This window comes from Streptomyces sp. NPDC006368, assembly GCF_040612535.1.
GTDB lineage: Bacteria > Actinomycetota > Actinomycetes > Streptomycetales > Streptomycetaceae > Streptomyces.
Genome location: NZ_JBEXQK010000065.1, coordinates 1 through 22,771, shown reverse-complemented (window position 1 = coordinate 22,771; position 22,771 = coordinate 1). Strand labels below are relative to the sequence as shown.

The following is a 22,771-nucleotide window of genomic DNA, read 5'->3' as shown; positions in this document are numbered from 1 at the left end:
GCATTGGTACCCGCTCCGCGGGTACCAATGCGCTGCGCGCCATTGCAAGTGCGTAATTCACGCTCCGCGTGAATTACCGTCAATTCCCCTGCTTCGCAGGGGAATTGGAATTACGCTTCGCGTAATTCTTTCCTTTCTCCGCTCCGCTCCGAAAGGAGCGGGAATTTCCGCTTCGCTCCAATTCCCTGACCGCGCTCCGCGCGATGGCTGGCTACGGCCGAAGGGGGTCGGTGCATCACTTCGGCGAACTGTGTAACCCTGACGGAAGCTCACCACCCCCTGGTCAGAAGCCTGCTCCTACCTGCGGGCCTCTCGGTCGAGCCGGTGGCTCGGGTGGCCGGCCGAACGACTACCGACACCCGCAGCATACCCACAAAAAGTCACCCCGTACACCCCCAACAATCCCTGACACATCCCCCAACTGACGGACCAACACCCGAACCCATGACCGGATCCCAAAACCATCACACGGTCACCCCCAACTCTGCTACCGTCTGAAGACGACCACCCGGCATCGCTCCAGTGCATCAAAACTCCTCACTGTGTAGAGCGACCGGAACAAGGGGACCCCCGAGCAGGGGGAAAGGATTGGGGAACCAATGAGCGCACCGCGTGAACTCCGCCCGCATCAGGTAGAAGCCGTGGAAGCTGCCGTGAGGGCACTCGACACACCACCGAAGGGAATCCCCGCCAACGGGCTGCGCGCCTCCGTGGTAGCCGCGTGCGGTACCGGCAAGACGCTGATTGCCGCACACTCCGCGCTGCGCATCGCTAAGGGGGGCCGGGTTCTGGTGATGCTGCCAACTCTCGATCTGCTGACGCAGACGGTAAGGGAATGGCGGGCGGAGGGTCATGACGGTAAGTCAGTGGCGGTGTGTTCTCTGGACGATGACGCCGGTTTGTATGCGGCGGGGGTGCGGACAACCACAAACCCGGTAGTTCTCGCCGAGCGCCACGGGAATGGCCCCGTGACGATGTACGCCACCTATGCGTCTCTCCCGGTTCTCACAAAGGCATTCACGGAAGAATACGGCGGGCCGATGCAGCCCTTTGACCTCGTCGTGGTGGACGAGGCGCACCGGACGTCGGGGAGTTTGGGTAAGGCGTGGGCCGCTATTCACCGGCAGTCGGAGGTTCCTGCGGCGCGGCGGTTGTATTTCACGGCGACGCCCCGGATTTGGCGGGAGCGTCCGCCGAGCTGGGAGGTGCGGGAGGGGGCGCGGGACCCGCTGCCGGCCGAGCTCGCGTGCTCGATGGATGACCCGTCCGTGTTCGGGCCGATCGTGTACGAACTGGGGCTGGCCGATGCCATCAGCCTGGGTCTGCTGGCCCGGTACCAGATTGTGGTGGTTGAGGTGCGGGACCCGGTGGTGACACCTGAGCGGCTGTCCGGACCGGAGGCGCGGGAGGAAGAGGTACGCGGGCAAAGGCTCGGGGCGTTGCAGGCGGCTTTGTTGCGGACGGCTGCCGAGCATAAGTTGCAGAAGATCATTACGTTTCATCACCGGACGGTGGAAGCGGAAGCGTTTTGCAAGGGCTTGGAGAAGAAGGCGCGGGAATTGCACGCGTCCGATCCGGAGAGGTATCCGGAGTCGGTGTGGGCGGGATGGCTGCGCGGTGAGCACGAGTCGGATCACCGGGCGCAAGTGTTGGGGGAGTTCGGTGGTACGGCGCACCGTGCGGTGCTCTCCAATTGCCGGGTTATGGGTGAGGGTGTGGACTGCCCGGCAGTGGATGCGGTGGCGCTTTTGGATCCCAAGGGCTCATCCGTGGATATCGTGCAGGCGATTGGTCGGGCGTTGCGGCAGAAGCCGAACGCGGGAAAGGTCGCGTCGCTGATTGTGCCGGTTTTTCTGGGGCCGGATGAGTCCCCGTCCGACATGGTGACGTCAGCGTCATATCGGCCGTTGGTGAAAGTATTGGCTGGTCTGCGGGCGCACGATGAACGCGCCGTGGAAATGCTCGCTCTTCCTCAGGAGAACTCAGAATCGGAGGGAGCGGAGTGGATCGGCCCGGAGCCCGAGGAAGGGGAGGAAGAATCGCGGATGCTGCTGCGGTTCTCTTCTCCGCGTGATCCGGCCGCTGTCGCAGAACTGGTGTCACTGCGGGTGATCGACACAGAGCGGCAGGACTGGACGCGGGGGTACTGGGCGGCGCGCCGGTGGTCGTCGTCGCGGGGGCACCTGCGGGTGCCGCTGGGCGTGGAGTGGGAGGGGTATCCGCTGGGGCGGTGGATTCGCCGGCAGCGGGCGGCGTACGCGTCGGGGCAGCTCGACGGGCGACGGGCGGCGCGGCTGGAGCGGCTGGGGATGGTGTGGGACCCGGCCGAGGCTGAGTGGCAGGACAACCTCGCGGCGGCACGGCTGTACATGGGCCGGTACGGGACTCTGGCGGCGCCGCGTGGCGCGGTGGTCGCGGAGCCGGGCGGGGAGGCTGCGCGAGCGCTGGAAGGGCCGTCAGGGGCCACAGGGCGGCCTATCGGGCAGTGGCTGTCCAACTGCCGCCGCCCCGGTGCGCTGAGCCCGGAGAGGGCCGCACAGCTCGCCGCCATCGATCCGGACTGGAACCCGGCCTGGCCCATCGACTGGCAACGCCACTACGCCGGGGTGCGGGCACTGGTGATCGACGGCGGCGCGGCGGTCGATGAGATCACCCCGGGGGTAACCGTGCACGGGGCCGACGTGGGCCGGTGGCTCACGCGGCAGCGCGAGACGTGGGCCGAGCTGACCGAGGCGCAGCGGGAGCGGCTGACCGCGCTGGGGGTGAGCGCTCCGGAGCCTGCCGCGGTGGCTCCGAAGGCTGGCGGCAGGGCAGCGGCGTGGGAGCGGGGCGTTGCGGCGGCCCGCGCCTACCTGGCCCGTGAGGGCACGCTGACAGGCGTCTCGCGCGCCCACGTCGAACACGTCACGCATGAGGACCAGGAGCACGCGGTCAAGCTCGGCGTATGGCTGGCCAACCAGCGCTCCCGCCGCGCGGCGCTGCCGGCCGACCGCATCGCGGTACTGACCGAGCTCGGGGTGTTCTGAACGGCGGGCAGCGCTGCGCCCCCCACCGCGGGTTCGGGTGGGGGGCGCAGCGCTGTTCAGGGGGCGGGGGTGCGGCGCAGTAGCCGGCCTTGTAGCTCGCTCGCCCATACGGCGGCGTCCGGCGGCCGGTCGGCGTCGTGCTGGAGGTACGCGAGGAGCGCCACGACGGCGCGGGCCTCACCGGCCGTGAGCAGCGGCAGCCGGTCGCCCGGTTCGTCCATCAGGAGATCGATGTCGTCCACGCCGGGCCAACCGGCCGGAGTGGTGGCCGGTTACGTCTCTGCGGGAGGGCAGACGCATGTGCGGCTAGCGGCGCCAGACGTTGACGCGTTCCGTGGCCAGCAGGGGCGCCCCGTCCGGGCCTTTGGGGTGCGCGGGGATCCACTGTGGCTCCGCCCGCACGTCCTCGGAGTACCGCTCGTCGCGGTAGCGCCGCCAGTGGCCGGACACCACCCACCTGTGCCGGTAGCGTCGCCCGTCGCTGCCGGCGTCGGGGTCACGGTCCTGCGGCGTGTACTGGCGCCGCAGACTGACCAAGGTGACTCCGCCATCAGGCATATCGGCGCGGCGTAGCGCACGGGCGTCGGCGCGGCTGGGCTCGCACGTCGTGCGCTCGACGAGTTGGGGTTGCTGCATCAGGCGCCATGCCGCGGCCAGGGCAGCGGTGATCGCCCGGGGTGGGGGCATTCCTTCGTGGGCGGGCAGGGCGTCCAGGCTGACGGGCTGATCGGTGACGGGGAGCCGTGTTTCCCGGATGCCGATGAGCGGCGGCACCCGGTCCGCGGTGACGCCGGGCAGCCCGGCGAACAGGCGTTGTCGGCTCACCAGATGCCACACGCGCAGGGTGGCTCCCGGGCCGGGCCCCCATGCCAGGGCCTCTACCGGGCCGGACAGGCCTGCGCCGATATCGACCCTGCCCAGCCCGCCGCTGAAGACGGCGAGGCCGCAGGGAGAGGGGCGGTCCACCGGTGCCCAGCGCGCTTCGTCCAGGGTCTGGCCGGCGTGCATGGACAGAGCGGTCATGTCCTCGCTCACCCAGTACAGATCGGCAGCACGCAGGTCCGCCAGCAGCGCACCGACCACGTCCTCATCCCCGGGCAGCAGGAACGGCGACGCGCCCACGCCCGAGGTCAGTCGGATGGTCTGGCTGCGCACCTTCGGCAGGTGCGTCGGACGTAAGGTCATACCTTTGCCAGCCCCTCGCCATCTGCGACATCGGAGGCGTAGGCGATGGCAAGCGCCGGCACCTCCTGAGCGATCCGGGCGACGACCGCCCGGTGCCACGACGCCGGGAACGGCGAGTCGGGGACCGCCGCGTGGTACTCGGCATCGTCCCGGTAGGTGACGACACCCGGGTCAGGGAGATCCAGCAGCTCGTCCACGACGCCAGCGATGAAGACGGCGGTGCGCTGTTCGAGGTCCTCGATGGCCAGGCGGACGCCGTCGGGGATGGCGTACTTGCCCGCCTCCCAGTGCCGGACGGTGCGCGGGGAGACGCCAAGGTGTCCGGCGAGCCAGTCGCCGGTCAGGCCGAGAAACTCGCGGATCACCTTGAACTCGGCGGCGGTCATCCGTTCGTCCTCGGGCATGCCGGGCGGGTCGGTGTAGGTCGTCTGGGGCACGGCTTCCTCCTGAAATGAGGACGGCCCCGCCCATGTGCAGGCGGGGCCGTCCGGGTTCGGTCAGTAGCGTTCGACGGTGGCGATGTAGGCGTTGTCCACAGCGTCCCAGGAACCAACGGTGCGCCACCCGGCCACGTTCATGGCGGCTTCGGCCTGGGCGATGCCGTGGTTGATGTCGCCGTCGCGGGCGTCCACGGTGGTGAGGGCGTGAAAGGCAATCGGCTTGTCGCCGTCGGTGGTCCACGCCGCGTGGTCCGCCGGGTCCTCGCCGACCAACTCATCCTCCAGGACGGTGACGTCCATGAAGGGGGTATCCAGGCAGGAGGTGTCGTTGACGAGCCAGGCGGTGAAGTGGGTGGTGGTCATGGCCGGGTCCTTCCGGTGGGGTCTGGGGCTGTTCCCCTGACCTCGCGCCTCCACTCTAGCTTCCTAATTTAGGAAGCTCAAGGGGTTGCCCTAGTCCAGCAACCCCAGCTCACTGTCCGGCCGGCAGACGGCGCGCTTCCCCGCGTGCAGCACAACTGCAACGGGCCGGGCACATCGACACCGCTCCGTTGCTGCGGAGGAGGCGCCAACGGGCCTGCTCCGTTGCACCGGAAGCAGGCCGAGCCCGGCCCGTTATTGTCGGCCCTGTCAGCCGAACAGGAACACAGCCACCGTAGCGGCCAGGTACCCCCGGTGTACGGCGAACCGTAGACGAATCCGGCGCCCCCACAACACGGTGCCGGCCGAACTCGGCGTGATCTGACCCACGCGGCCACCGAACGCAAAACGGCCTGCTGCCGGACAGCAGAAAGGCCCGTCTCCCCGCTGAGGCAGCGGAGGGACGGGCCTTGTCGGGTTCAGAGGTCGGAGGGCAGACGCTCTCCGGTCTCGGCGTCGTATGCGACACCGGTCGGGGACAGGCGGATTGTCCGGGAGGGTGCCCGGGAGCCGGTCCCCTTCCAGCTCTTCCCGCCCACCGCTACGCGCACGGTCACATCCGCGAGCGGATCGGCCACGGGCACCACAACCTCAGGAGTCCTCGCGATCCAGGGATCCCCGCCCCGCGTGGCGTGAGCGCTCTTGCCGTCCGCATCGAGTCGCAGGTACTTCGCGTTCCGATCGGCGTAGGTACGGAGCTCGATGATGACTTTGTCCCGGTCGCCGTTCCAGTGCGCCACCAGGTCGGTCTGGACGCCGTCGATGTGCAGCTCGGCTCCCGACCGGCCCTTGTAGGCGGCGGCTGTCGCTTTGCGGTCCTCGCGCTGTTTTTCGGCGTCCGCGTGCTGCCACACACCCGCAGTCGTGATGGACAGGGCCGCGATGGCTGCGACGTACGGCCATGCGCGTCGGCGCCGCTCGGGCGGCTCTGCCTCGTCGATCAGCGGCGTCGGCTCGTCGATCGGCCCGCTGTGCCACGGCGGGTCTGTACGGTCGTCGGTCCTCTCGAACCATGCGGGATCCTTGCCCATGCGGGTGACGGTAGCGCGCAGGTGCGCGGCCTGGCCCCGGTCCCCGAACAGGTCGGCCACCTGGGCGCGGGTCACGAGCCATGCCGCCGCTTCGTCGGAGTTGAGGCCGTGGGCGGTGATGTCCTCGCGCTCCCCGATCGCGGCCAGTTGGGCGGCCTCACTGCGTCGGCCCTCCCGCGCGGCCTGGAGGACGTCATCGTGCCGGGCGTCGAACCACGGCTGGGTCTGGGCGTCGATGACGTTCGGCGGCATTTCCCAGTCCCAGTCGTCTTCACCCTCATCGGCGTGGGGGTAGTCGGGCTCAACCGGCGCCGGCTGTTCCTCGCTCGGCTCCTCCCGGACGCCGTCCTCACCGGCCTCCGCCGCGGCGCCGTCCTCGACGTCCTCGACGTCCTCGACGTCCTCGACGTCTACGTCGTCGTGGGCGAGGGCGAGGGCCTGTTGCGCCTTGCGGCGTCGTGAGGATGTGTCGGTCAGCTCGGCCTCTTCCTCGCTCAGGATGGTTTGGATGATGTCCACGTAGTCGGGGCCGACCTTCCACACGGCCTGTCCGGGGCCAAGTGTCGGGATGGCATCGACGGCCCACTGGGGCAGGCCGAGCAGCGCGCCGACGGACGCGGCCTCCTCCGGTCCCAGTCGCCCGACGTGGGCGATCTCGCACAGGCGCGCCAGGTCCTGCGCCCTGCCGGTGCCGAGGTCGGACAGTGTGTGCATCACCACGTCCAACGACAGCGCCGCCTTACGCGAGTTCTTGAGCTGCCGCTGGATCAGTTCGGCCGTCGCCGGGGACAGCAGGATCTGCCACGCCTCCTCGAGCACAAGATGCCGGTGCACGGCGGTGGACTGGGGCAGCCATACGTGCTCGGCCCAGCACGTCACCGCGGCCATCAGCGACGGGATCGCGGGGCTGTTGCGGTCCAAGCCGGTGAAGTCGAAAGACAGGGCAGGCAAGTTCGTCTCGGGCAGGCTCGCGTCTGCGCCGTCGAAAATCCCGCTCAGCGACCCCTCGGTGTAGCGGGACAGTGCGATGGCGGCGTCCTCGCCCCACTGGGCCAGCTTCGCGGCCGGCCACCGGCCGTCCTCGGGACTGACCAGCGCATCCACCACGCCGCCCAGCGCCGTAGCTTTCGGGTGGCGCAGCGCGTGCTGAAGGGCGTGGGTGGCCTGGGTGCTGAGCGCGCCGGGCTCGACGGCCAGGATCAGCGACCGCACGAGCTGTTCGCGCACAGGGCGCGGGAACAGTTCGCTGACGGGGTTGAGGGTGAACGCGCCTGCTTGGATGACCCGGCCGCCGAGCGCGTGCACGACGGGGCGCCATTCGCCGTGCGCTCCGTCCTCACCGAAGCTGTCGATGATGACGGCTTGGTGGTGGTGGTCGCGGATCTCGCGGAGCATCCGCGCTTTGGCCGTGCTGCTCTTACCGGAGCCGAGACCGCCCAGCGCAAGGCTGTTGGTGGAGGGCAGGATCCTGTCATCGGCCTGCACGGGTGAGAGGTGGAACGGCCGGCCGTCCAGCATCGACCGCCCGACGGGGATCCCGGGGAACGCCGTGCTGGAGGCGACGAGGGGCGCCGTGATCGCGGCGTGGGTGGAGGGTAGGCGGATCATCAGAGGATGGCCCCTTTCCGTGTGGAGGCGCCGTATGGGGTCGTCATCACGTGGGCGCGGTGCTGCTGGCCGGTGAGCCAGTCCAAATGGATGCGGTGCCGGTCGGCCACGAGGGAGGCGTGCCATCGGGCGTCCGTGACGGCCTCGGGGCTGTCGCCCCACACCGTCAGGTATGCGTCGATGTCCACGAGCGTCGCCCCCTCGACGAGCGCGCCGTGCGTGGTGCCGCTGGCGAGCTGGAGCGCGTCCTTCTTCACTTGGTCGGTGGTCCACGCCTCCGCGGCGGCGCGCTGCCACTTGGCAGAGCGGCGGGATTGTGCCGGTGGCAGCGGCCGGTACAGCACCGCGAGCGACCGATCGGTGCCAAAGTGCGGGTCTTGGTCCGTGGGTCCCTCGCCCAGCAGAAGACGCTGCATCAGGTCGCCGTCCGTGGCGTCGGGCCACCCGGTGATGCGTGCCGTGGCCGCGTACCGGCCGTCCTCCAGGCCAACCCATCCCGGCCCGCGCTCAGCCACGACGGGTACGGGCTCGGGGTCCACGAGCGTCAGCGCGCCGAGCCGGGCGAACTCCCCTTCAAGGGTGCCGAGGATCCGGGCAGGCTGCCCGACCAGTCCTTTGGGGACGTGGACGGAGATTGTCTGGGTGTGGGTGGTGTAGTCGCTCACGGTGGCGTGGTGGGTGACGTGCACCTGAATCCCGGCAGTGCGGGCCTGACTGCCGGCGAACGTCAGGGCGCGGCTGAACGCGTCGTGGAACGCCGCCCGGCGCAGCGAGTCCTGCATGGTGCCGTGATCCGGGTAGAGCGTCCACGTGGTGGTCACTCCCGGCCGATCGACCATGGCGGCCGGTACGGTGCGCTCCCGCAGGCGCCGGTAGCCGACCGCCGCCCACCGGGCGAGCGAACGCGGCCCCGGCGCGAGATTGAGCAGCGCCGCAGCCGCACCGACCGCGCCGAACGTCCACACCGGGGGCGGGGAGATCAGCGCGGACATCAGGACCGCGCCCCCGGCCCCCGCGTTCACCTTCGTCAGGGTCGTCTCAACGGGGCTCAGACCGCGCTGCAACGCGGGGACACGGTAGCCGGGAGTCAGGGAGTACACGGGTTCCTCCTACGGGGTCCGGGACCGGTCCGGCCCCGGCGCTGACCGCCACCGCAGAGCGGGACGGGCGCCGGGGCCGGATCGGTGGGTGCTCTTACGGGCGCGGCTGGGTCGGTCCCGGCCGCGTGGGTGGGGTGGCGGGCGCCGGGGGCGCCGACCGGGTGGCTGACGGGTTGCCGGCTGCTGCCCGTGCCTGGCGTCGTACCGCGCTGACCTGTGCGGCGCGGGCCTGCCGGTCGCCCTCCTCCCTCCGTGCCTTGGCGACGTAGGAAGCGGTCGTCAGCCGTCCCGGCCTCGCGGGCGGCTTGACCCCATAGGCGGCCAGCAGCACCCCACGGTCCCGCGTCACGGCGCGGCCTGGGGTGTCCACCGTGCGCGGGGTGCGCGGGGTGTTCTCCTGCTCGTAGAACGCGGGTGCTCCGGCCCGGACGACCGCCCGCGCCGCAGGGTGCGGGATGTTGCGCTCCACCATGTTCCGGACGGCGCCGGCGACCCGGGGGCCGATGTAGGGCACCCCATGGAAAATCATGCGGAGCATCAGGGCATCCGCAGCGACCAGCAGCACCGCGTCCATGACCAGCGACCCTTTCGCGAGCGTCACGAACGGGCTGACCAGCAGTAGCGCGAACGGCGCGAAAATCAGGCCCAGCAACCGCATTGCCCATCGCCTGACGGCCGTCATGTCGCCCCCGCGTGCGAGCGACGCCAACACCAGAGGTGCCATGCAGACGAACGCGAGGATCGCGGGCTGACGCGTCATGAACACCAGCGCTGCAAAGGCGAGAGCCACCACGAGCGCTGAAATGATGATCAGAAGAGCCACCGGGTTCCCAGAGTCCGCCCCCGTTTTCAGGTCGGTCCTGATCGTGGTGAACAGCGTGGACTCACTGCTGTTAAACGCGGCTCTGAACGCGTTGCTTGTGGCCCGGTTCAGCAGCATCACGGCCCCCGGGATGGAGGCCATGCCGGCGACTGCCACGAGCGTCCACCCGGTTGAGGCGCCCATCTGGCGGAGCCGGGGTGCGCCCTGCCATGCGGTCAGGGCGCACACGACGACCACGCACACGAAGATGGCGACCGCGATGTGCTGACCGAGCCACAGGAACGGCGCATAGAGACCGTGGTCAGACGTCTCCGGCGCCCATGCCTTCTTCGGGACGAGCAGATCAATGATCGTCTTGATGAGGCTTTCGGCGAGGTCTTTGACGTGGTCGGATGCCCCGTCGGTGAGTCCGCCGCCGCCGACGTCGGGCGAGCCGCCCCCATCAGGGGGTCCGCTCCCGTCGTCCTCGATGCAGTACTCCTTAAGGGGACCGACGACTTCCGGGCAGGGATCCTTTTCCGGCATGAGCGTCAGCCCTTGGGTGAGGCAGCCGGGGTGGTCACGGTGGAGAACAGGGTGTCACCGTAGAGCGCGAGGACGACGGCGACGAAGAGCGTGCCCACGGCCATCGACCCCTTCCGCAGCGCTCCCTTGGGGTCGGAGGAAAGCTGGAGCAGCATGCGGACGGCGATCACAGCGATGACGGCAGCGATTCCCTTGGTCACCAGACCGCCGCCGGTCATTCCGATGGTCTTGAAAAAGTCGCTGAATCCGCCAGACAGATCCTGAGCGGCGGCGAGAACGTTGAGCTTGGCCATTTTCAAATCTCCTTGCTGTGGTTGGACTTGGGCCGTGCGATGCCGTACAGGTCCGACATCGTGGTCAGGTGGGAGTACCTGACTTTCGTGCCGGGCCGGGGGGCGTCGATCATCCAGCCATTACCGACGTAGATGCCGACATGGTGAATGCTCGCGGCGCTGCTCCCGTAGAACACGAGATCCCCGGGGCGCACCTGCCCCGCTTTCACGGGCACGGATACAGCGTATTGCGCCGCTGCCGTGCGGGGCAGGGAAATTCCCGCTTTCGCGTAGGCGTACAGGGTGAGACCGGAGCAATCGAATCCGGTGATCGATGTTCCGGACTTGCCGTTGGGAGAGCAGCAGATACCCGTGGTGGGTCCGCTCGCACTGCCACCACCCCACGAATACGGAGTGCCGATTCTCGACCTGGCCGCATTGACGACGGTGGCAGCCTGACCCGTGGAGGGAGTTTTACCGCCCCCGGACGTGTCAGCGAGCGCGCTTATCGCTCTGACGTAGTTCTGCGTCTCCTTGTACGGCGGGACTCCCCCGTATTTCCGGACGGCGCCGCTACCCGCGTTATAGGCAGCGAGCATGTTGTGTTGCTTGTTTCCGGGCACGTTTTTCACGTCACCTGCGATGGTGCACAGGTATTTCGCTGACGAGGGGATCGCGTCCTGTGGATCCCACACGTCCCGCTTTCCGTCACCGTTGCCGTCGATTCCGTGCCTCTCCCACGTGGAGGGCATGAATTGCGCGATTCCCTGCGCGCCGACCGGCGACTGAGCTTTTGGATTGAAGCCGGATTCCTGCGTGAGGAGTGCGGCCAGCAGATTCGGGCTGACCTCGGGACAGGTGCGCCCCGCCTCCTCGATGAGGTCCTGATATTCGGCGGGCACGCTCATGGTGAGCGCCGCTCCCACCGGGTTGTCGCCGGCGGCCTGCACGAGAGCGGCCACGATGACAGCCGCGGTGGCTCCTACGCCGATCGTGACGGCGGTAGAGGCACGCAACAACCTCCTCCCCCCTTCCCTGGCTAGTTGGGTCTTTGTGCTGCTCAGGACCGCCATCCGGGACCGCCACAGCACCGCCACGAGACCGCCACAGGGGACGGCTCGACCGCCACCGCGTGAACGGTGTGGCGGTGCTGTGGCGGTGGCTGGGCGGTGCGCGGTGGCGGTCAGGAACCGGACATCAGGGCTGATGTCAGGTCCGTGAGCCGGTAGCCCCGCACGCCCCTAGGCCCCTTGTCTGCCGGAACACCGAGAAGCTGCCGCAGTTCCTTTCCGCGCTCCGTCGCATCTGTTTCCGTGATTCCGAGAGCCGGTGCGAGCTCGGCCGTGGGCATGAAGTCCACGCCCTTACTCCGCATCAGGTCAACAGCCTGCTTGAGCGGGGATTCCGGGGCTGATGCAATTTCCTTCTGCTGTCGGGCGTGCACCTCGTCGGCAACTTCCCAGATGAAGTTATCCGAGAAATTGAATCCTCGGATCAGGGTGGAGCGCCCGTTGGCGAAGAGGACGGCCTGCCCCTTGATATCAGGGTCGAGGAGTGCCGGGTTGATCGGGGCGACCGTATCGAAGTACGTGTCACCGAGGGCGACTTTCGCGGTTCCCGAGGATGCCACGTAGAGACACATCCGGTACAGGAACTGATCCCGGACCATGACCGGAATAGCATTCTGCGCGGGGCGCTGAGTCATCAGCACCGTAGAAATACCCGACTCCAGCGATTTGGCGACCAGCGACCGTGTTTTTTCCGCGATCCGCCGTGCCTGCTCCGCCCCTTCTTTTGATCCATCGTTGGCGAAAAAGTCGGCGGCTTCATCGACGATGAAAATCACCGGCTTGAACTCCGGTGCAGTCTTCCGACTGCGGATGGCTTCCTTGATCTGCTCGTAACGGCTGTCCGAGCGGCCGTTGAGTTCGTCAACCATTTGCTCGAAAACGGCCGGGTCATCGGACGATTCATAGCGGGTGGCGACTTTCTCGAACCTGGTCAGGCCGCAGAATTTTCCGTCGAGCAAGTACAGTTCGAATTCACGGTACGCAATCAGCAGACATGTGATCAGCCCGTTGATAAGCGTGGTCTTGCCCATCTGCGTCATTCCGGCGACCAGCAGCGATGCCCGGTCAAAAGTGGGCACCCCGGCGAGTTCTCCGGTGACGTCGTGGCCGAGCGGAATACCGGCGAACTTTTGGATCTCCTGCCGGGTGGGAGGCGGAAACGGCTGGGTAAACGGGGGCTCATTGAGCCTCAGCAGCCGCACCCGGCGCTCACTGTCGCGGCTACGCTCCAGCTTCAGGTGCAGGCGGGTCACACCGAATGTCCCCGCGATGGTCCCGAGCTGCTTCTCCACGTCCTTGTACGTGCGGCCCTTGGGCACAAGGAAGTCGTAGACCGTGCCCGTCTGTACCGGCACGGTCTTAACCTCATCGGCTCGGATCATCTCGTCCTTGCCGATGGCGCCGGCCGTGCTGAGTACCGAGGTCAGTTCCAGATGTGCCAGGGCGCCCTCGGCTGCCGCCTCCGGCTCCTGCCCGGCTGCCTCGTGCTGCATGACCGCAGGTGCCGCCACGGGGCCCGTCCCGGCCACCGCGGACTGCGGAGTGCGCGTCCAGAGCTGACGGAGGCCTGTCTTGAGCCGCCAGGCCAGGTATCCGAGGACAACGAGCGCCCCGGCGACGAGCATGACGGTTGCCGGCCAGGACAAGCCGAGCCGGTCTTTCACAGCGGCGAGGGCCCCCGTAACGATCACAAGAACGCCGATCGCCCCCGCCGACTGCGCATAGGCATCCTGTTCCTGCTGCTGTCTCTTCTGCTTTCCCACACCCCCTCCTTCTTTCGATGTGAACGGGCGAGCATATCCCGCACGCAATATGCGAGTTGTGGATTTTCACGGTAGTGAGCGCCTCTGACAATCGGCACCCGCTGGTGTACTCGGGCGGTGCTCACCGGGTCTGCTCCCCGGGTCTGCGAACCCGTAGTTCGCTCGCCGGGTCACTCACCGGGCCTGCGCCGCCCCGACTGCTGGTCGTTCCGGCAGTCACGGCACAGCCCAGCCGACCGTGTCGGCTGGGCTGCACCGGTGGTGCCGGACCACAGCTCAGGCGCCCGCGTCCTCGGGCTGCTCCTCGCTCTCTTCATCCTCGGCCGGCTCGGCGTTCTCCTCCTTCGACAGCAGCGCGCCCCACGCGTGGCGCACCCGTTCCTCGCTGCCGACGTATCCGGCGCGGCGGAAGCGGTCGCGGGCCTGGCGGTAGGACAGCGGCGGGTTGTCGCTGTAGCGCAGGTGCCGCAGTACCACGTCCATCTGCCGGTCCGTCAGGGGCTGGTCGGGCTGCGGGACCGGCACCCCCGCGACGGCCGCGAGGTCCGCGAGCGTGACGGCCGGTACCTCCGGGTGTACCGGTGCGCCCGATCCCGTCCCGTCGGGCGTGCCGGTCAGTGCGCTGGCCTGCGTGCCGGTGGTGTGACGGCCGTTGACAGCCGTGCCGTCCGCCGTGCCGGGCAGGGCGGGCGCGGTGGGGGTCCACTCATCGAGCTCGGGCAAGCGGATTGCCGCCACCGACGCGGGAAGGGGCTGGTCCGCCACCGCCAGCGCGGTAGCCTCCGCCTGCCCGTGCAGCTCCTCAACCATGGTCTGCTGCACCTTGAGCACGCTCTTGCGGTAGGCCGTCTCGGCTGCCGTTACCCGCCGCTTCAGTTCGGTGGCCAGCTCCAGCAGCTCAATGCGGTGCGCGGCATCGGCCTCCATCGTCTCCAGGCGGTCCGCCACCTGCTGACGCTTGCGGGCGATCTCCTGCCGCGTCCTGTCGGACACCCTCCGTCCGAGCGACGGAAGGACGATCCACCACGCCAACTTGGTCGCCACGATGGCGATCGGGGTGAGGACCACGGCCAGGTCGAACCCGTCGGCCCGGTTCAGGATCAGGTCGGCCGTGGGGATCGCCGCGTTCACGAACGTCAGCGCCAGCCCGGCGTACTGCACGCGCCGGGCGCGGACACGGTTGTTGCCGGCCAGGATCTCCGTCGCCTGGACGACGACCCAGAGGGCGTCCAGCGCGCCCACGGTCGGCACCGCCCAGGGGCCGAACCGTGGTTCGAGGATCTGGTAACTCACGGCCACGGACAGGATCGCCACGCCCAGCGTGACGACCCCCAGAACGGCGAGCACGGTCCCGCGCGGGGAACGGCTCAACTCGGACAGCTTGCTCACGTGCGTGTATCCCTTCCTTGTGTGGATCGTGGGCGGGGTCAGCCGGTCATGCCGGACAGACGACCGACCTTGGCCACGTGCGCGTCCTGGTCCTCGATGAGGCGGCGCACCTGCGCCTCCAGCGGATGCACGTCCCAGCCGCTGGAGTAGGCCCGACCGCCGTACTGGTAGGCCTCCACCACGTGCCAGGCCTCGCCCTCCGGGTAGCCGGCCGCCCTCAGCGCGTCAGCGCAGCCCAGTTCGGCATAGAGGTGCCTCTCGTGGACCTGCGCGATCTCCCGCGCCCGCTCGTCGAACGCGGCAGCGGCGGCCCTGGTGCGGTCCTGAGCGTCGATCAGGCGGGAGACCGCAGACGGCCACTCCTGAGCGGCTTCCGGGGTGCGCAGGTAGCCGTAGGCCGCCGTCAGGACCGCCGACTCCCGCAGGAAGGCCGCCCAGAGCTCGGGCGCGTCCTGGACAACCGCCTTCAGGTCCGCGACGTACGCGGCGTTCTCCTCCGGGGTGATCTGGAAGCTGAAGTCAGGCACGGTGGCTCCTCGGAGATTGGTCGGGCCGTTGGGGGAGTTGAGAAGAAAGCCGCTCACTCGATGCCCCCGAGGGGAAGCGCCTGTACGCGCCACGCCACGTCGGCGGCCGAGGGGATGGCGGCTCCCGGCCGGAGGGTGGTCCACCCGCTGCGGGGAGCTCCCTGCGCCTCCGCGGCGGCCTCCGCCGCGTCGATGGTGGCGTGGACGCTGTGCAGCACCCCGCAGTGGAACAAGGCGTACACACGATCAGCGCGGGCCGCGTCCCGCGCGTCCTGGATGCGGTCGGCATGCGCCTGGGAGAGCTGGCAGAGCTGCTGTTCGGCAACGTTCTCGGCGCGAATGGCGGAGTCGGTCGCCATTTCGGCCTCGGTCCGGGCCTGGTCACGTTCCCTGCGGGCGACGTCCAGATCGGCCTTGAGAGCGGCCAGGGTGGTCGTACGGATGAAGCGGAACATCTGATCACTCCGACGATCAGCGGCCCGGCGCGCGTTGCGGTGCGCGCCGGGCCGGCGGTTGGCACTGCGGGAGGTTCAGCTGCGGCGCAGCCGCTTGATGTAGGCGTCCTGAAGCGCGCCCAGCACCTTGCCCAGGCGGGCGCCCTCGGCACAGTGCGACCTCGGCGTGCATGCGGCGCAAGTGCGGGTATGCACGCGGTAGTCCTTGGCAGCCGCCATGTACCGGTCGTACAGGCCGTCAGCCACCGACTGCCCTCCGCTGCTGCTGCGACCGCTCGTTGACGCGGCGTAGCTCGGCTTCCATGTGCTCACGCTCGGCGTCGGTCATGCCGGTACCTCCCGCTGTGAGCGGGCCTGCCGGGCGCGGCGGCGCTTCAACTGGCGCCGCTCCTCTTCGGACAACCCGCCCCACACGCCGTGTTCCTGGTTGTTCTCCAGCGCCCACGTGCCGCACCGCTCCATGACGGGGCAGCGGCGGCATACCGAGCGGGCCTCCTCGACCTGGAGCAGCGCCATGCCGGTGGAACCGATGGGGAAGAACAGGTCGGGGTCTTCGTCGCGGCAGGCCGCGCGGTGTCGCCAGTCCATGCGCGTCACCGCCCCGCACCGGCAGCGGTCAGGAGACCGCTGGGGCGCACGCAACGGCAGCGCCAGAACTCGCAGATCGGGCAGGGGTCCTCCGCTGCCGCCACCGGCCATCCGGCCGGCAGCATGGGGAGCGGCGCGTGTCCGGGGGCCATCTCCGCCAGCGTGCGGCGTGCGCGGCGCCCGTTGTGCTGGGCGCGGCGGTCGCCGTCCGCCACCAGGTGCCTCACGAGTCGGTGGAACGCGTCGGTCTCGTCTCGCTCGAACCCGCGCCGGTTGTCGTCGCGCTCGATGTCGTCGATGATCCCGGCCCGCACGGCGGGCAGGGATCGAGTGCGTGTCATGCTGTGCATGTGGGTCTGCCTCCAGTCAGGTGACCTGCAAAGACAGCCCCAGGGCCGTAATCCCTGGGGCTGTCGCACGTTGGGGCGCCGGGCAGGATGCCCGGCGCCCAAGCGGCACGTTGGGCCGCAGTGCCCCGGACCGGACTCGAACCGGTCGTACAACTCCTTCGGGGCCGCGATCTTCGCCCTTGTTTCACCTGTGCGTGCGGGTCGCTTGTCCGCCCGTGAGGACGGCATGGGAGAAGGTGCGTAGCTGATTCGCACAGGCAGGGCCGGCGGCTTGTCGCAGTTGCCTGGATGTTCTGTATCCACTGTTGAGTTTTCAAGGTCACCGCGCTTCCTTTTGGACCGCCGTCACGCGCTGCCATCCGGGCGCCACTCGATCGCCAACCCAACTAGTTGGGCTGCCTTCGGGATCGATTAACCCACCCCATGCGGGCACTGTCAACCCAACTAGCTAGGCAAGTTTTCCATGGGCCCCTGACCTGCACGTATGCCGAAGAAGACACGCCGCTACATGGGCCCGGGTACCGCAACCTAACTAGCTATGCGATGCTGTCCGCCAGACACTGACGATCACGAGCAGGAGGGACGGGAGGCACCGTGGCCAGGAGGGAGCCCGGCAAGGTCCAGCGCATTGCTGCTGACCTGCGGGCGAAGATTGAGAACGGCACGTATCCGCCCGGCGCCAGGTTGCCGAGCGTGTCCGAGCTCCAGGCAGCCGAGGGCATTGCTTTTCAGACGGCGCGGGACGTGTTCCGCGCGTTGGAGCGCGACGGCCTGGCGATCACGCGAATGGGCAAGGGTTCATTCGTGACGCCCTTTCTCGGCAAGATCACCCGGGACGGGACAGGTCGGTACCAACCGGCCGCCCGGTCCGAAGGTGGCGCCCGCGGCGCCTTCGAAGCAGAGCTGAACCGGCTCGGCCTAGCCTTCAAGCGCGAGCCTTCACAACCCGAGATCAGCCGCGCGCGACCGCCGCGCAACGTCGCAGCCGCGTTGGGGTTGCACCACTCCGCGAACGCGCTACGTCGGCACCGCACCATGTGGGCCGGCCGCGTTCCCGAGGATCCCGAAGAGGGCTTCGTCGTGCAGCTCGCCACGTCCTGGTTCCCCCTGGACATCGCGGGCGGTACCAGGCTGGAGGAAGTGGACACCGGCCCGGGTGGCAGCAAGAGCCGTCTTGCTGAGCTGGGCCACGCTCAGCGCCGCATCCGGGAGTCCATCGAGGCCCGTTTCCCGACCCCCGTGGAAGCAGAGGCACTGAGCATTCCCGAGGACCAACAGGTGTACGAGCTGGTGCATCACGCTTTCAGCGCGGAAACCCGCGTTGTGGAAGTCGCGGTACACGTCATGCCTGCGGCCATCTGGCGCCTCTCTTATGAGTGGGAGCTGGACGCCGAATAGGCGCGCGTCCGGCCCCGCACCGACCGACCGACACCAACCGAGATCAGCAAGGAGCACCATGCCGACCAACACCATTGCCACCGACGGAACGATCATCCGCGACGCCCGGAGCCGTTACCGCCTTCGGGCCGAAGGGGGCGCACACGGTGCGTTCGAAGCCGAGACGAAGCGGGCTGGGGGCACCCCCCGCTCCGACGTAGAGGTGACCCGTGGCACGGCCCCGGCCGACCTCGCCGCTCTCCTGGACGACTCGGGAGAGGTCGTCATTCGGCAGCGACGCATGTACGACGGCGAGCGTCTGGTGCAGCTCGCCGACACATTCATCCCGGCATTCGTGGCGGAGGCGGCCCCGGCCGTCGCCCAGCTCGACACCGGCGAGGGCGGGATCATCTCGCGCATGGCAGACGCTGGCCTCGCGCAGACGGAAGTAGTGGAGGACGTCGCTCAGGCGCCGGCAACCGCCGACCAGGCGGAAGCCCTGGGCGTCCAGGAAGGCGCCCCACTGCTGACGATCACGCACGTAGGCCGGACCGAGGACGGCCGCGTCGTAGAGATCACCCGGCACGTCCTGGGAGAGGGATGGAAGCTCCGGTATGGCGTCCCTCTGAACTGATCGCCCGCGCGCCGCCGGGCAGCACGCTCGGCGGCATGCAGACCACCTGGACCACCACGTGAGTCGCATCCCATACCGCGAGTAGTCTCACGAGCACAGAGAGCAAGAAAAGTTAAAGCCCACCGCGTTGACTCGGAGTTAGCAGCTCCGAACGGTGGGCAGACCGGCGTAGGTCCGTTTCCGAGTCTACCCAGGCTTTGCACCCTGGACTCGCGAAGCGGGCCGGAAAGAGGCGTTGTGATCACCACCAACCGGCCGTCGATCAACACCGGGGGCGCCCGGTGAGCGAAGCGCAGAATCCGTTCCCCCCGGCACGCCACGGCGCCGACAAGCCCGGCCGGATCGATGGCTCGGGCCGGGTCGTCCAGGGACAGGCGCCAGCGTCCGGGGTGTCGGTTCCCCGGCATCTGGGGGTGGGCTCCGACTTGGTCCACTCGCTGGACTACGTCGTGATGTTGCAGGTGATGTTCAACCTTGCATCCAAGATCGAGTGCACGCCCACGGTGGTATGGCGGCAGCTCCAGGAGCGGGGTATCCGGTCCGCGAAGAACGCGAATGAGCTGGTCGGGAAGAACGCGGTATACGAGTCGTTCGCCCGGTTGGTGACTGCTGGCTATCTGCGCCGCGCTCGGCTTCCGCACCCGGAGAAGCCGGGACGGATGGGGCCGGTGGTGTACGAGGCTTTCGACAACCCGGCATGGAACCCCGACTGGTCACCCACAGCGGAGACCAAAGATCACGAAGAGGTAAAACCGCAGGTGGGAACACTTCCCGGAACGCCGGATGTGGAGTTCGGGGAAGTAGACAAAACCGCAGGTCAGAACACTTCCCGGAACGCCGGAAGTGGTAACGCCACTTCCGGCGTTCCGGGACGTGGAATCCGGGGCGTTTCCGCAGGTCAGAACACGTCCCTGGTTCCGGGACGTAGAACGGCTCTCCCCCCACACCCCCCGGAGGAGGAGGTAACTCCTCCTCCCCCTACCCCCTCCAGTCCCTCGGGGTCGCTGCCGTCACAGCGGGAGGAGGTGGCGGAGTTCTCCCCGGAGGAGACCTCGGCCGCGGTGGCGTTCCTTCAAACCATGAGCACCTGGCAGGCGGGGCGAGCGACGGCCGTCAAATGCGCGCCGGTGCTGCTGCGCACGATGCGGCAGCAGGGATGGCCCGTGATCACGGACATGGACGCCGCGGGCCGGGAGCTGCTGGAGCGCGAGATCTTCAAGAACACGGTCGGCGCGAAGAGCTTCAGCCGGTTGCTGCCGGGGTGGGTGCGCGATCTGCGGCTGTACGCGCACGTGCGGCCCGCAGCGGCGCAGCCGTCCGGCGAGGTGACCGCCGCTGCGGCCCGTATGGCGCTGGTGGCGGCGTGCGGGCGGTGTGATGAGCTCGGGTGGGTGCTGGACGACGACGATGACGGTCCGATGCGGCGCTGTGCGCATCCGGGCGTGACCGCTGGGGCGGAGGTGGCGCAGTGACTGAGTTCGAGCTGGGGATTGAGGTTCCCGCGCCCCGGACGGCGCCGGGAATGGACACGGCGTCGCCAGAGGCGGAAGCGGCCGTTCTGGGCGCCTGCCTGATGGCCACACCGGTATACGACCCGGTCGCGGACGCGGCGCGCGTGCTCGCCGATGGCGACTGGGCAGAGCCTGCGAATGAGCTGGTGTGGCAGGCGATCGTCCGGCTGCACGGCGCGGACCGCCCGACCGGTGTACCGGCGGTGGAGGCCGAGCTGCGCCGCGCCGGGGACCTGGCCATGGCGGGCGGACTCCTGCGACTGTCGCAGCTGGCAGCGGCAGCGTGCACGGCGACGGAAGCCGCGCACTACGCCGCGATCGTCCATGGCTACGCAGGCCTGCGCCGCTACCAAGCCACGCTGGTGCGTGGCATGCAGGGCGCACGCATGGCGGACCCCCTGGGAGTGCCGGAGGCGATCGCAAGCCACCAGGCCGAGCTAGAGCACCTATTGACCGGCGACACCGACGGGGAAGATCTGTTCGGCCGGTTCGGGGACCACCTTGAGGCCGAACTCGACGCCATCGAGCGCGAGGCCGAGGCGGCAGCTATCACCGGCCTGACCGACCTAGACAGGCTGGTGCGCATGACGCCCGGCAACTTGGTCCTCGTCGCGGGCAGGCCGGCCATGGGCAAGAGCGCGCTCACCCTCGGAATCGCACTGGCCAACGCCTCAACCGGACGCCCCACGCTGGTGCACAGCCTGGAAATGGGCCGCTCGGAGGTGACCAAGCGCATCCTGTCCAGCAAAGCCCGAGTGGGCCTGCACCACCTCGTCCAGGGCGGCAAGGCCGTCACCGATGACGACTGGACCCGCATTGCCCGCTACCTGCCGGACCTGTCCGCACTCCCGCTGTGGGTGGACTACGCCCCGCGCATCAGCCCCGGTCGCGTCCGCTCCCGGATCAAGGCCCTGACCCGTGAGACCGGCCGCGCCCCGCTGGTGATCATCGACTACGTACAGCTGATGGAGACCGACCAGCGCAACGCCCGGCAGTCGCCTTACGAGCGGGTCACCGAGATCAGCCGCGAGCTGAAGATCCTCGCGGAGGAGACAGGCGCGGTGATCATCTGCTGCGCGCAGCTCAACCGCGGCTCGGAGTACCGCACGGAGAAGAAGCCTCAGGTGTCCGACCTGCGTGACTCCGGTGCCCTGGAGCAGGACGCCAGTGTGGTGATCCTGCTGCACCGCGAGGACGCCTACGAAAAGGAATCCCCCCGGGCCGGGGAAAGCGACTTGATCGTTGGCAAGAACCGCAACGGGCCTACGGCCACGGTCACCGTGGCCCACCAGTTCCACTACAGCCGCCTGCGCGATATGGCCCCGGAGTCTGACGAGACGGGGTTGTGAACGCTAAGGCGCCAGGAAGGCGCCTGTAGGCCGTTGTGAGCGCCTGTGGGCCGATCTTGCGTCTCCTCGGTCGTGGGAGGTGTTGATCGGCCCGCAGATCGCCGCACAGCCGTTCCGCGGATCCCAGCCCGCTCAAATGCCGGGTGGCGGACGGTTGATGGTGGTCCGTGACGGCAGAGCGCGGCCCGGTGCCCCACAACGGAGGCGCCGGCGCCCCCATCCCACCCACCCTCGATAGGAGACGACTCGTGGGCATCCTCGGCGACAGCCTCAGCAAGGCCGTGGAGAAGACTTTCACCCGCCCCATTCCCAAGAGCGCACCAGCACAGATGCGTTACCTGGTCCGACACGAGAAGGGCACACGCGCCGTCGCCCAACTTCTCGGCATCAGCCAACGCACCGTTGAGCGGTACGTGAAAGGCCAGATCGTCCGCCCGCGCCCGGAGCTCGGCCAGCGCCTGGCCGACGCCGTGCGGCAGCGGTGGCAGCCCCGCGTACGCGAGCGCGCCAAAAAGCAGGCGGCGACCACCACCGGCATCGTCATTGAGACCCGCGCCCGGTTCGGCTATACCGCAGCACCGGGCACCACTGATGACGCTCGGCTACGCCTGCTGACCCAGAATCTTCCCCCGGAATTCGCGCGGCGGCTGTTCGACGCCCAGGAAGCAGGCGCGACCGAACAGCAGTTGCGGAATATCGCGGCGGAAGGACTCCAAGAGATCTATTTCAAAGACAATGGCCGACGCGCCCAGGACTTGCAGGTGGAATTCACGGACATCGATTACGTGGAATTCGACCTGTAGCAAAACGAGTCTGTCGACGGCCGACCGAACCCCGCTGCCTGCGCCCGGTAGGGTCGTCGTCAGCTCGTGCCGGTATGGAGTGTGCGGGTCAGGCCCGGTGCCAGCACGCTGGGGCAGTACCACCGGGCCGCTCCGCACCCAGCACGGCATCGAGCACCGCCGTGGCCACCAAGAGTCAGCCGCCTCTCGGCGTCGGCCGGGGTGAGGGCAGACTGCGGGGGTGAGTGCTGCACACCGCCGGGTACTGGGTCCCGGCCCCGACGTCCCCGAGCCGCCCCCGCGTGACCCACGCGCCCGAACCGCTGCGGAACGGGCCGCTGATGGCGACTGGATCCCCGAACCCCCGCCGCGGCCCACACCGCCAGGCCCTGGCCGACGCCGCCCGCTCGGTCCGGGGCCGGCCGACCCCGGCACACCCACGACCCCCAGCGCATAGAACGTCCCGCCCGCTCATTCCAAAATTTTGGAGCGAGCGGCCGGCCCTGGCGGGCCCCCGGTTCGCGGCCGGACGATCGTGGCCGGTGC

21 protein-coding genes are annotated in these 22,771 nt (G+C 68.7%); 6 read left to right on the top strand and 15 right to left on the bottom strand.

What is annotated here, in order from left to right:
- The first annotated feature begins 599 nt into the window (after window positions 1-599).
- Window positions 600-3,026 carry a Helicase associated domain protein gene (locus tag ABZZ38_RS29145; protein ID WP_356745327.1) on the top strand — a complete coding sequence of 809 codons (2,427 nt, stop codon included), beginning with the start codon at window positions 600-602 and terminating at the stop codon, window positions 3,024-3,026.
- Window positions 3,027-3,082: 56 nt separating this feature from the next.
- Here the strand turns inward: ABZZ38_RS29145 and ABZZ38_RS29140 are convergent, their stop codons facing one another.
- The 15 genes from ABZZ38_RS29140 to ABZZ38_RS29070 all read right to left on the bottom strand — a co-directional run bounded on the left by ABZZ38_RS29140 (window position 3,083) and on the right by ABZZ38_RS29070 (window position 16,563).
- Window positions 3,083-3,268, bottom strand: coding sequence for a hypothetical protein (locus ABZZ38_RS29140; protein ID WP_356745325.1), 186 nt, complete (start codon window positions 3,266-3,268; stop codon window positions 3,083-3,085).
- Window positions 3,269-3,332: 64 nt separating this feature from the next.
- Entirely contained in the window at window positions 3,333-4,211 is an 879-nt protein-coding gene (locus ABZZ38_RS29135) for a hypothetical protein (RefSeq protein ID WP_356745323.1), read from the bottom strand.
- The gene (locus ABZZ38_RS29130) at window positions 4,208-4,648 is read right to left on the bottom strand and encodes a DUF1870 family protein (RefSeq protein ID WP_356745321.1); all 441 of its coding nucleotides are present in this window, start codon (window positions 4,646-4,648) and stop codon (window positions 4,208-4,210) included. The genes ABZZ38_RS29135 and ABZZ38_RS29130 overlap by 4 nt, the downstream gene beginning before the upstream one ends.
- Before the next feature lie 60 nt (window positions 4,649-4,708).
- Window positions 4,709-5,014, bottom strand: coding sequence for a hypothetical protein (locus ABZZ38_RS29125; protein ID WP_356745319.1), 306 nt, complete (start codon window positions 5,012-5,014; stop codon window positions 4,709-4,711).
- A 476-nt stretch (window positions 5,015-5,490) separates the two neighbouring features.
- Window positions 5,491-7,710 (bottom strand): hypothetical protein, encoded by a 2,220-nt coding sequence (locus ABZZ38_RS29120; protein WP_356745317.1) that lies wholly within the window; start codon window positions 7,708-7,710, stop codon window positions 5,491-5,493.
- Window positions 7,710-8,810, bottom strand: a complete 1,101-nt coding sequence (locus tag ABZZ38_RS29115; protein WP_356745315.1) for a hypothetical protein — start codon at window positions 8,808-8,810, stop codon at window positions 7,710-7,712. Before ABZZ38_RS29115 ends, ABZZ38_RS29120 begins: the two co-directional genes overlap by 1 nt.
- Window positions 8,811-8,904: 94 nt before the next feature.
- Entirely contained in the window at window positions 8,905-10,158 is a 1,254-nt protein-coding gene (locus ABZZ38_RS29110) for a hypothetical protein (RefSeq protein ID WP_356745313.1), read from the bottom strand.
- 5 nt (window positions 10,159-10,163) lie between these two features.
- Window positions 10,164-10,451, bottom strand: a complete 288-nt coding sequence (locus ABZZ38_RS29105; RefSeq protein WP_356745311.1) for a hypothetical protein — start codon at window positions 10,449-10,451, stop codon at window positions 10,164-10,166.
- Between the two features lie 2 nt (window positions 10,452-10,453).
- Complete coding sequence (locus ABZZ38_RS29100; protein ID WP_356745309.1) at window positions 10,454-11,392, bottom strand: bifunctional lytic transglycosylase/C40 family peptidase; 939 nt, start codon at window positions 11,390-11,392, stop codon at window positions 10,454-10,456.
- A gap of 221 nt (window positions 11,393-11,613) precedes the next feature.
- Window positions 11,614-13,263 carry an FtsK/SpoIIIE domain-containing protein gene (locus tag ABZZ38_RS29095; protein ID WP_356745307.1) on the bottom strand — a complete coding sequence of 550 codons (1,650 nt, stop codon included), beginning with the start codon at window positions 13,261-13,263 and terminating at the stop codon, window positions 11,614-11,616.
- Between the two features lie 276 nt (window positions 13,264-13,539).
- The gene (locus tag ABZZ38_RS29090; RefSeq protein WP_356745305.1) at window positions 13,540-14,652 is read right to left on the bottom strand and encodes a hypothetical protein; all 1,113 of its coding nucleotides are present in this window, start codon (window positions 14,650-14,652) and stop codon (window positions 13,540-13,542) included.
- A 38-nt stretch (window positions 14,653-14,690) separates the two neighbouring features.
- Window positions 14,691-15,179, bottom strand: a complete 489-nt coding sequence (locus ABZZ38_RS29085; protein ID WP_356745303.1) for a hypothetical protein — start codon at window positions 15,177-15,179, stop codon at window positions 14,691-14,693.
- A gap of 53 nt (window positions 15,180-15,232) precedes the next feature.
- Window positions 15,233-15,634: a hypothetical protein gene (locus tag ABZZ38_RS29080; RefSeq protein WP_356745301.1), complete on the bottom strand. Its 402-nt coding sequence runs from the start codon at window positions 15,632-15,634 to the stop codon at window positions 15,233-15,235.
- Window positions 15,635-15,958: 324 nt separating this feature from the next.
- Window positions 15,959-16,222: a WhiB family transcriptional regulator gene (locus tag ABZZ38_RS29075; RefSeq protein WP_356745299.1), complete on the bottom strand. Its 264-nt coding sequence runs from the start codon at window positions 16,220-16,222 to the stop codon at window positions 15,959-15,961.
- Between the two features lie 5 nt (window positions 16,223-16,227).
- Window positions 16,228-16,563 (bottom strand): hypothetical protein, encoded by a 336-nt coding sequence (locus ABZZ38_RS29070; RefSeq protein ID WP_356745297.1) that lies wholly within the window; start codon window positions 16,561-16,563, stop codon window positions 16,228-16,230.
- 603 nt (window positions 16,564-17,166) lie between these two features.
- Between ABZZ38_RS29070 and ABZZ38_RS29065 the strand changes: the two genes are divergently transcribed.
- The 5 genes from ABZZ38_RS29065 (at window position 17,167) to ABZZ38_RS29045 (ending at window position 22,246) form a co-directional block, all read left to right on the top strand.
- Window positions 17,167-17,970 (top strand): GntR family transcriptional regulator, encoded by an 804-nt coding sequence (locus ABZZ38_RS29065; RefSeq protein WP_356745295.1) that lies wholly within the window; start codon window positions 17,167-17,169, stop codon window positions 17,968-17,970.
- Between the two features lie 58 nt (window positions 17,971-18,028).
- Window positions 18,029-18,583 (top strand): UTRA domain-containing protein, encoded by a 555-nt coding sequence (locus ABZZ38_RS29060; protein WP_356745293.1) that lies wholly within the window; start codon window positions 18,029-18,031, stop codon window positions 18,581-18,583.
- Window positions 18,584-18,864: 281 nt separating this feature from the next.
- Window positions 18,865-20,055 carry a hypothetical protein gene (locus ABZZ38_RS29055; protein WP_356745291.1) on the top strand — a complete coding sequence of 397 codons (1,191 nt, stop codon included), beginning with the start codon at window positions 18,865-18,867 and terminating at the stop codon, window positions 20,053-20,055.
- On the top strand, window positions 20,052-21,443 hold the full coding sequence (locus ABZZ38_RS29050) for a DnaB-like helicase C-terminal domain-containing protein (protein WP_356745289.1): 1,392 nt from the start codon (window positions 20,052-20,054) through the stop codon (window positions 21,441-21,443). The genes ABZZ38_RS29055 and ABZZ38_RS29050 overlap by 4 nt, the downstream gene beginning before the upstream one ends.
- Window positions 21,444-21,691: 248 nt before the next feature.
- Window positions 21,692-22,246, top strand: coding sequence for an XRE family transcriptional regulator (locus ABZZ38_RS29045; protein WP_356745287.1), 555 nt, complete (start codon window positions 21,692-21,694; stop codon window positions 22,244-22,246).
- Window positions 22,247-22,771 lie beyond the last annotated feature (525 nt).

Excerpts from the sequence above, each read along its gene's own strand:
- ABZZ38_RS29145 (WP_356745327.1), top strand. The coding sequence starts at position 600 with ATGAGCGCACCGCGTGAACTCCGCCCGCATCAGGTAGAAGCCGTGGAA.
- ABZZ38_RS29135 (WP_356745323.1), bottom strand. The coding sequence starts at position 4,211 with ATGACCTTACGTCCGACGCACCTGCCGAAGGTGCGCAGCCAGACCATC.
- ABZZ38_RS29125 (WP_356745319.1), bottom strand. The coding sequence starts at position 5,014 with ATGACCACCACCCACTTCACCGCCTGGCTCGTCAACGACACCTCCTGC.
- ABZZ38_RS29120 (WP_356745317.1), bottom strand. The coding sequence starts at position 7,710 with ATGATCCGCCTACCCTCCACCCACGCCGCGATCACGGCGCCCCTCGTC.
- ABZZ38_RS29110 (WP_356745313.1), bottom strand. The coding sequence starts at position 10,158 with ATGCCGGAAAAGGATCCCTGCCCGGAAGTCGTCGGTCCCCTTAAGGAG.
- ABZZ38_RS29105 (WP_356745311.1), bottom strand. The coding sequence starts at position 10,451 with ATGGCCAAGCTCAACGTTCTCGCCGCCGCTCAGGATCTGTCTGGCGGA.
- ABZZ38_RS29080 (WP_356745301.1), bottom strand. The coding sequence starts at position 15,634 with ATGTTCCGCTTCATCCGTACGACCACCCTGGCCGCTCTCAAGGCCGAT.
- ABZZ38_RS29075 (WP_356745299.1), bottom strand. The coding sequence starts at position 16,222 with ATGGACTGGCGACACCGCGCGGCCTGCCGCGACGAAGACCCCGACCTG.
- ABZZ38_RS29070 (WP_356745297.1), bottom strand. The coding sequence starts at position 16,563 with ATGACACGCACTCGATCCCTGCCCGCCGTGCGGGCCGGGATCATCGAC.
- ABZZ38_RS29060 (WP_356745293.1), top strand. The coding sequence starts at position 18,029 with ATGCCGACCAACACCATTGCCACCGACGGAACGATCATCCGCGACGCC.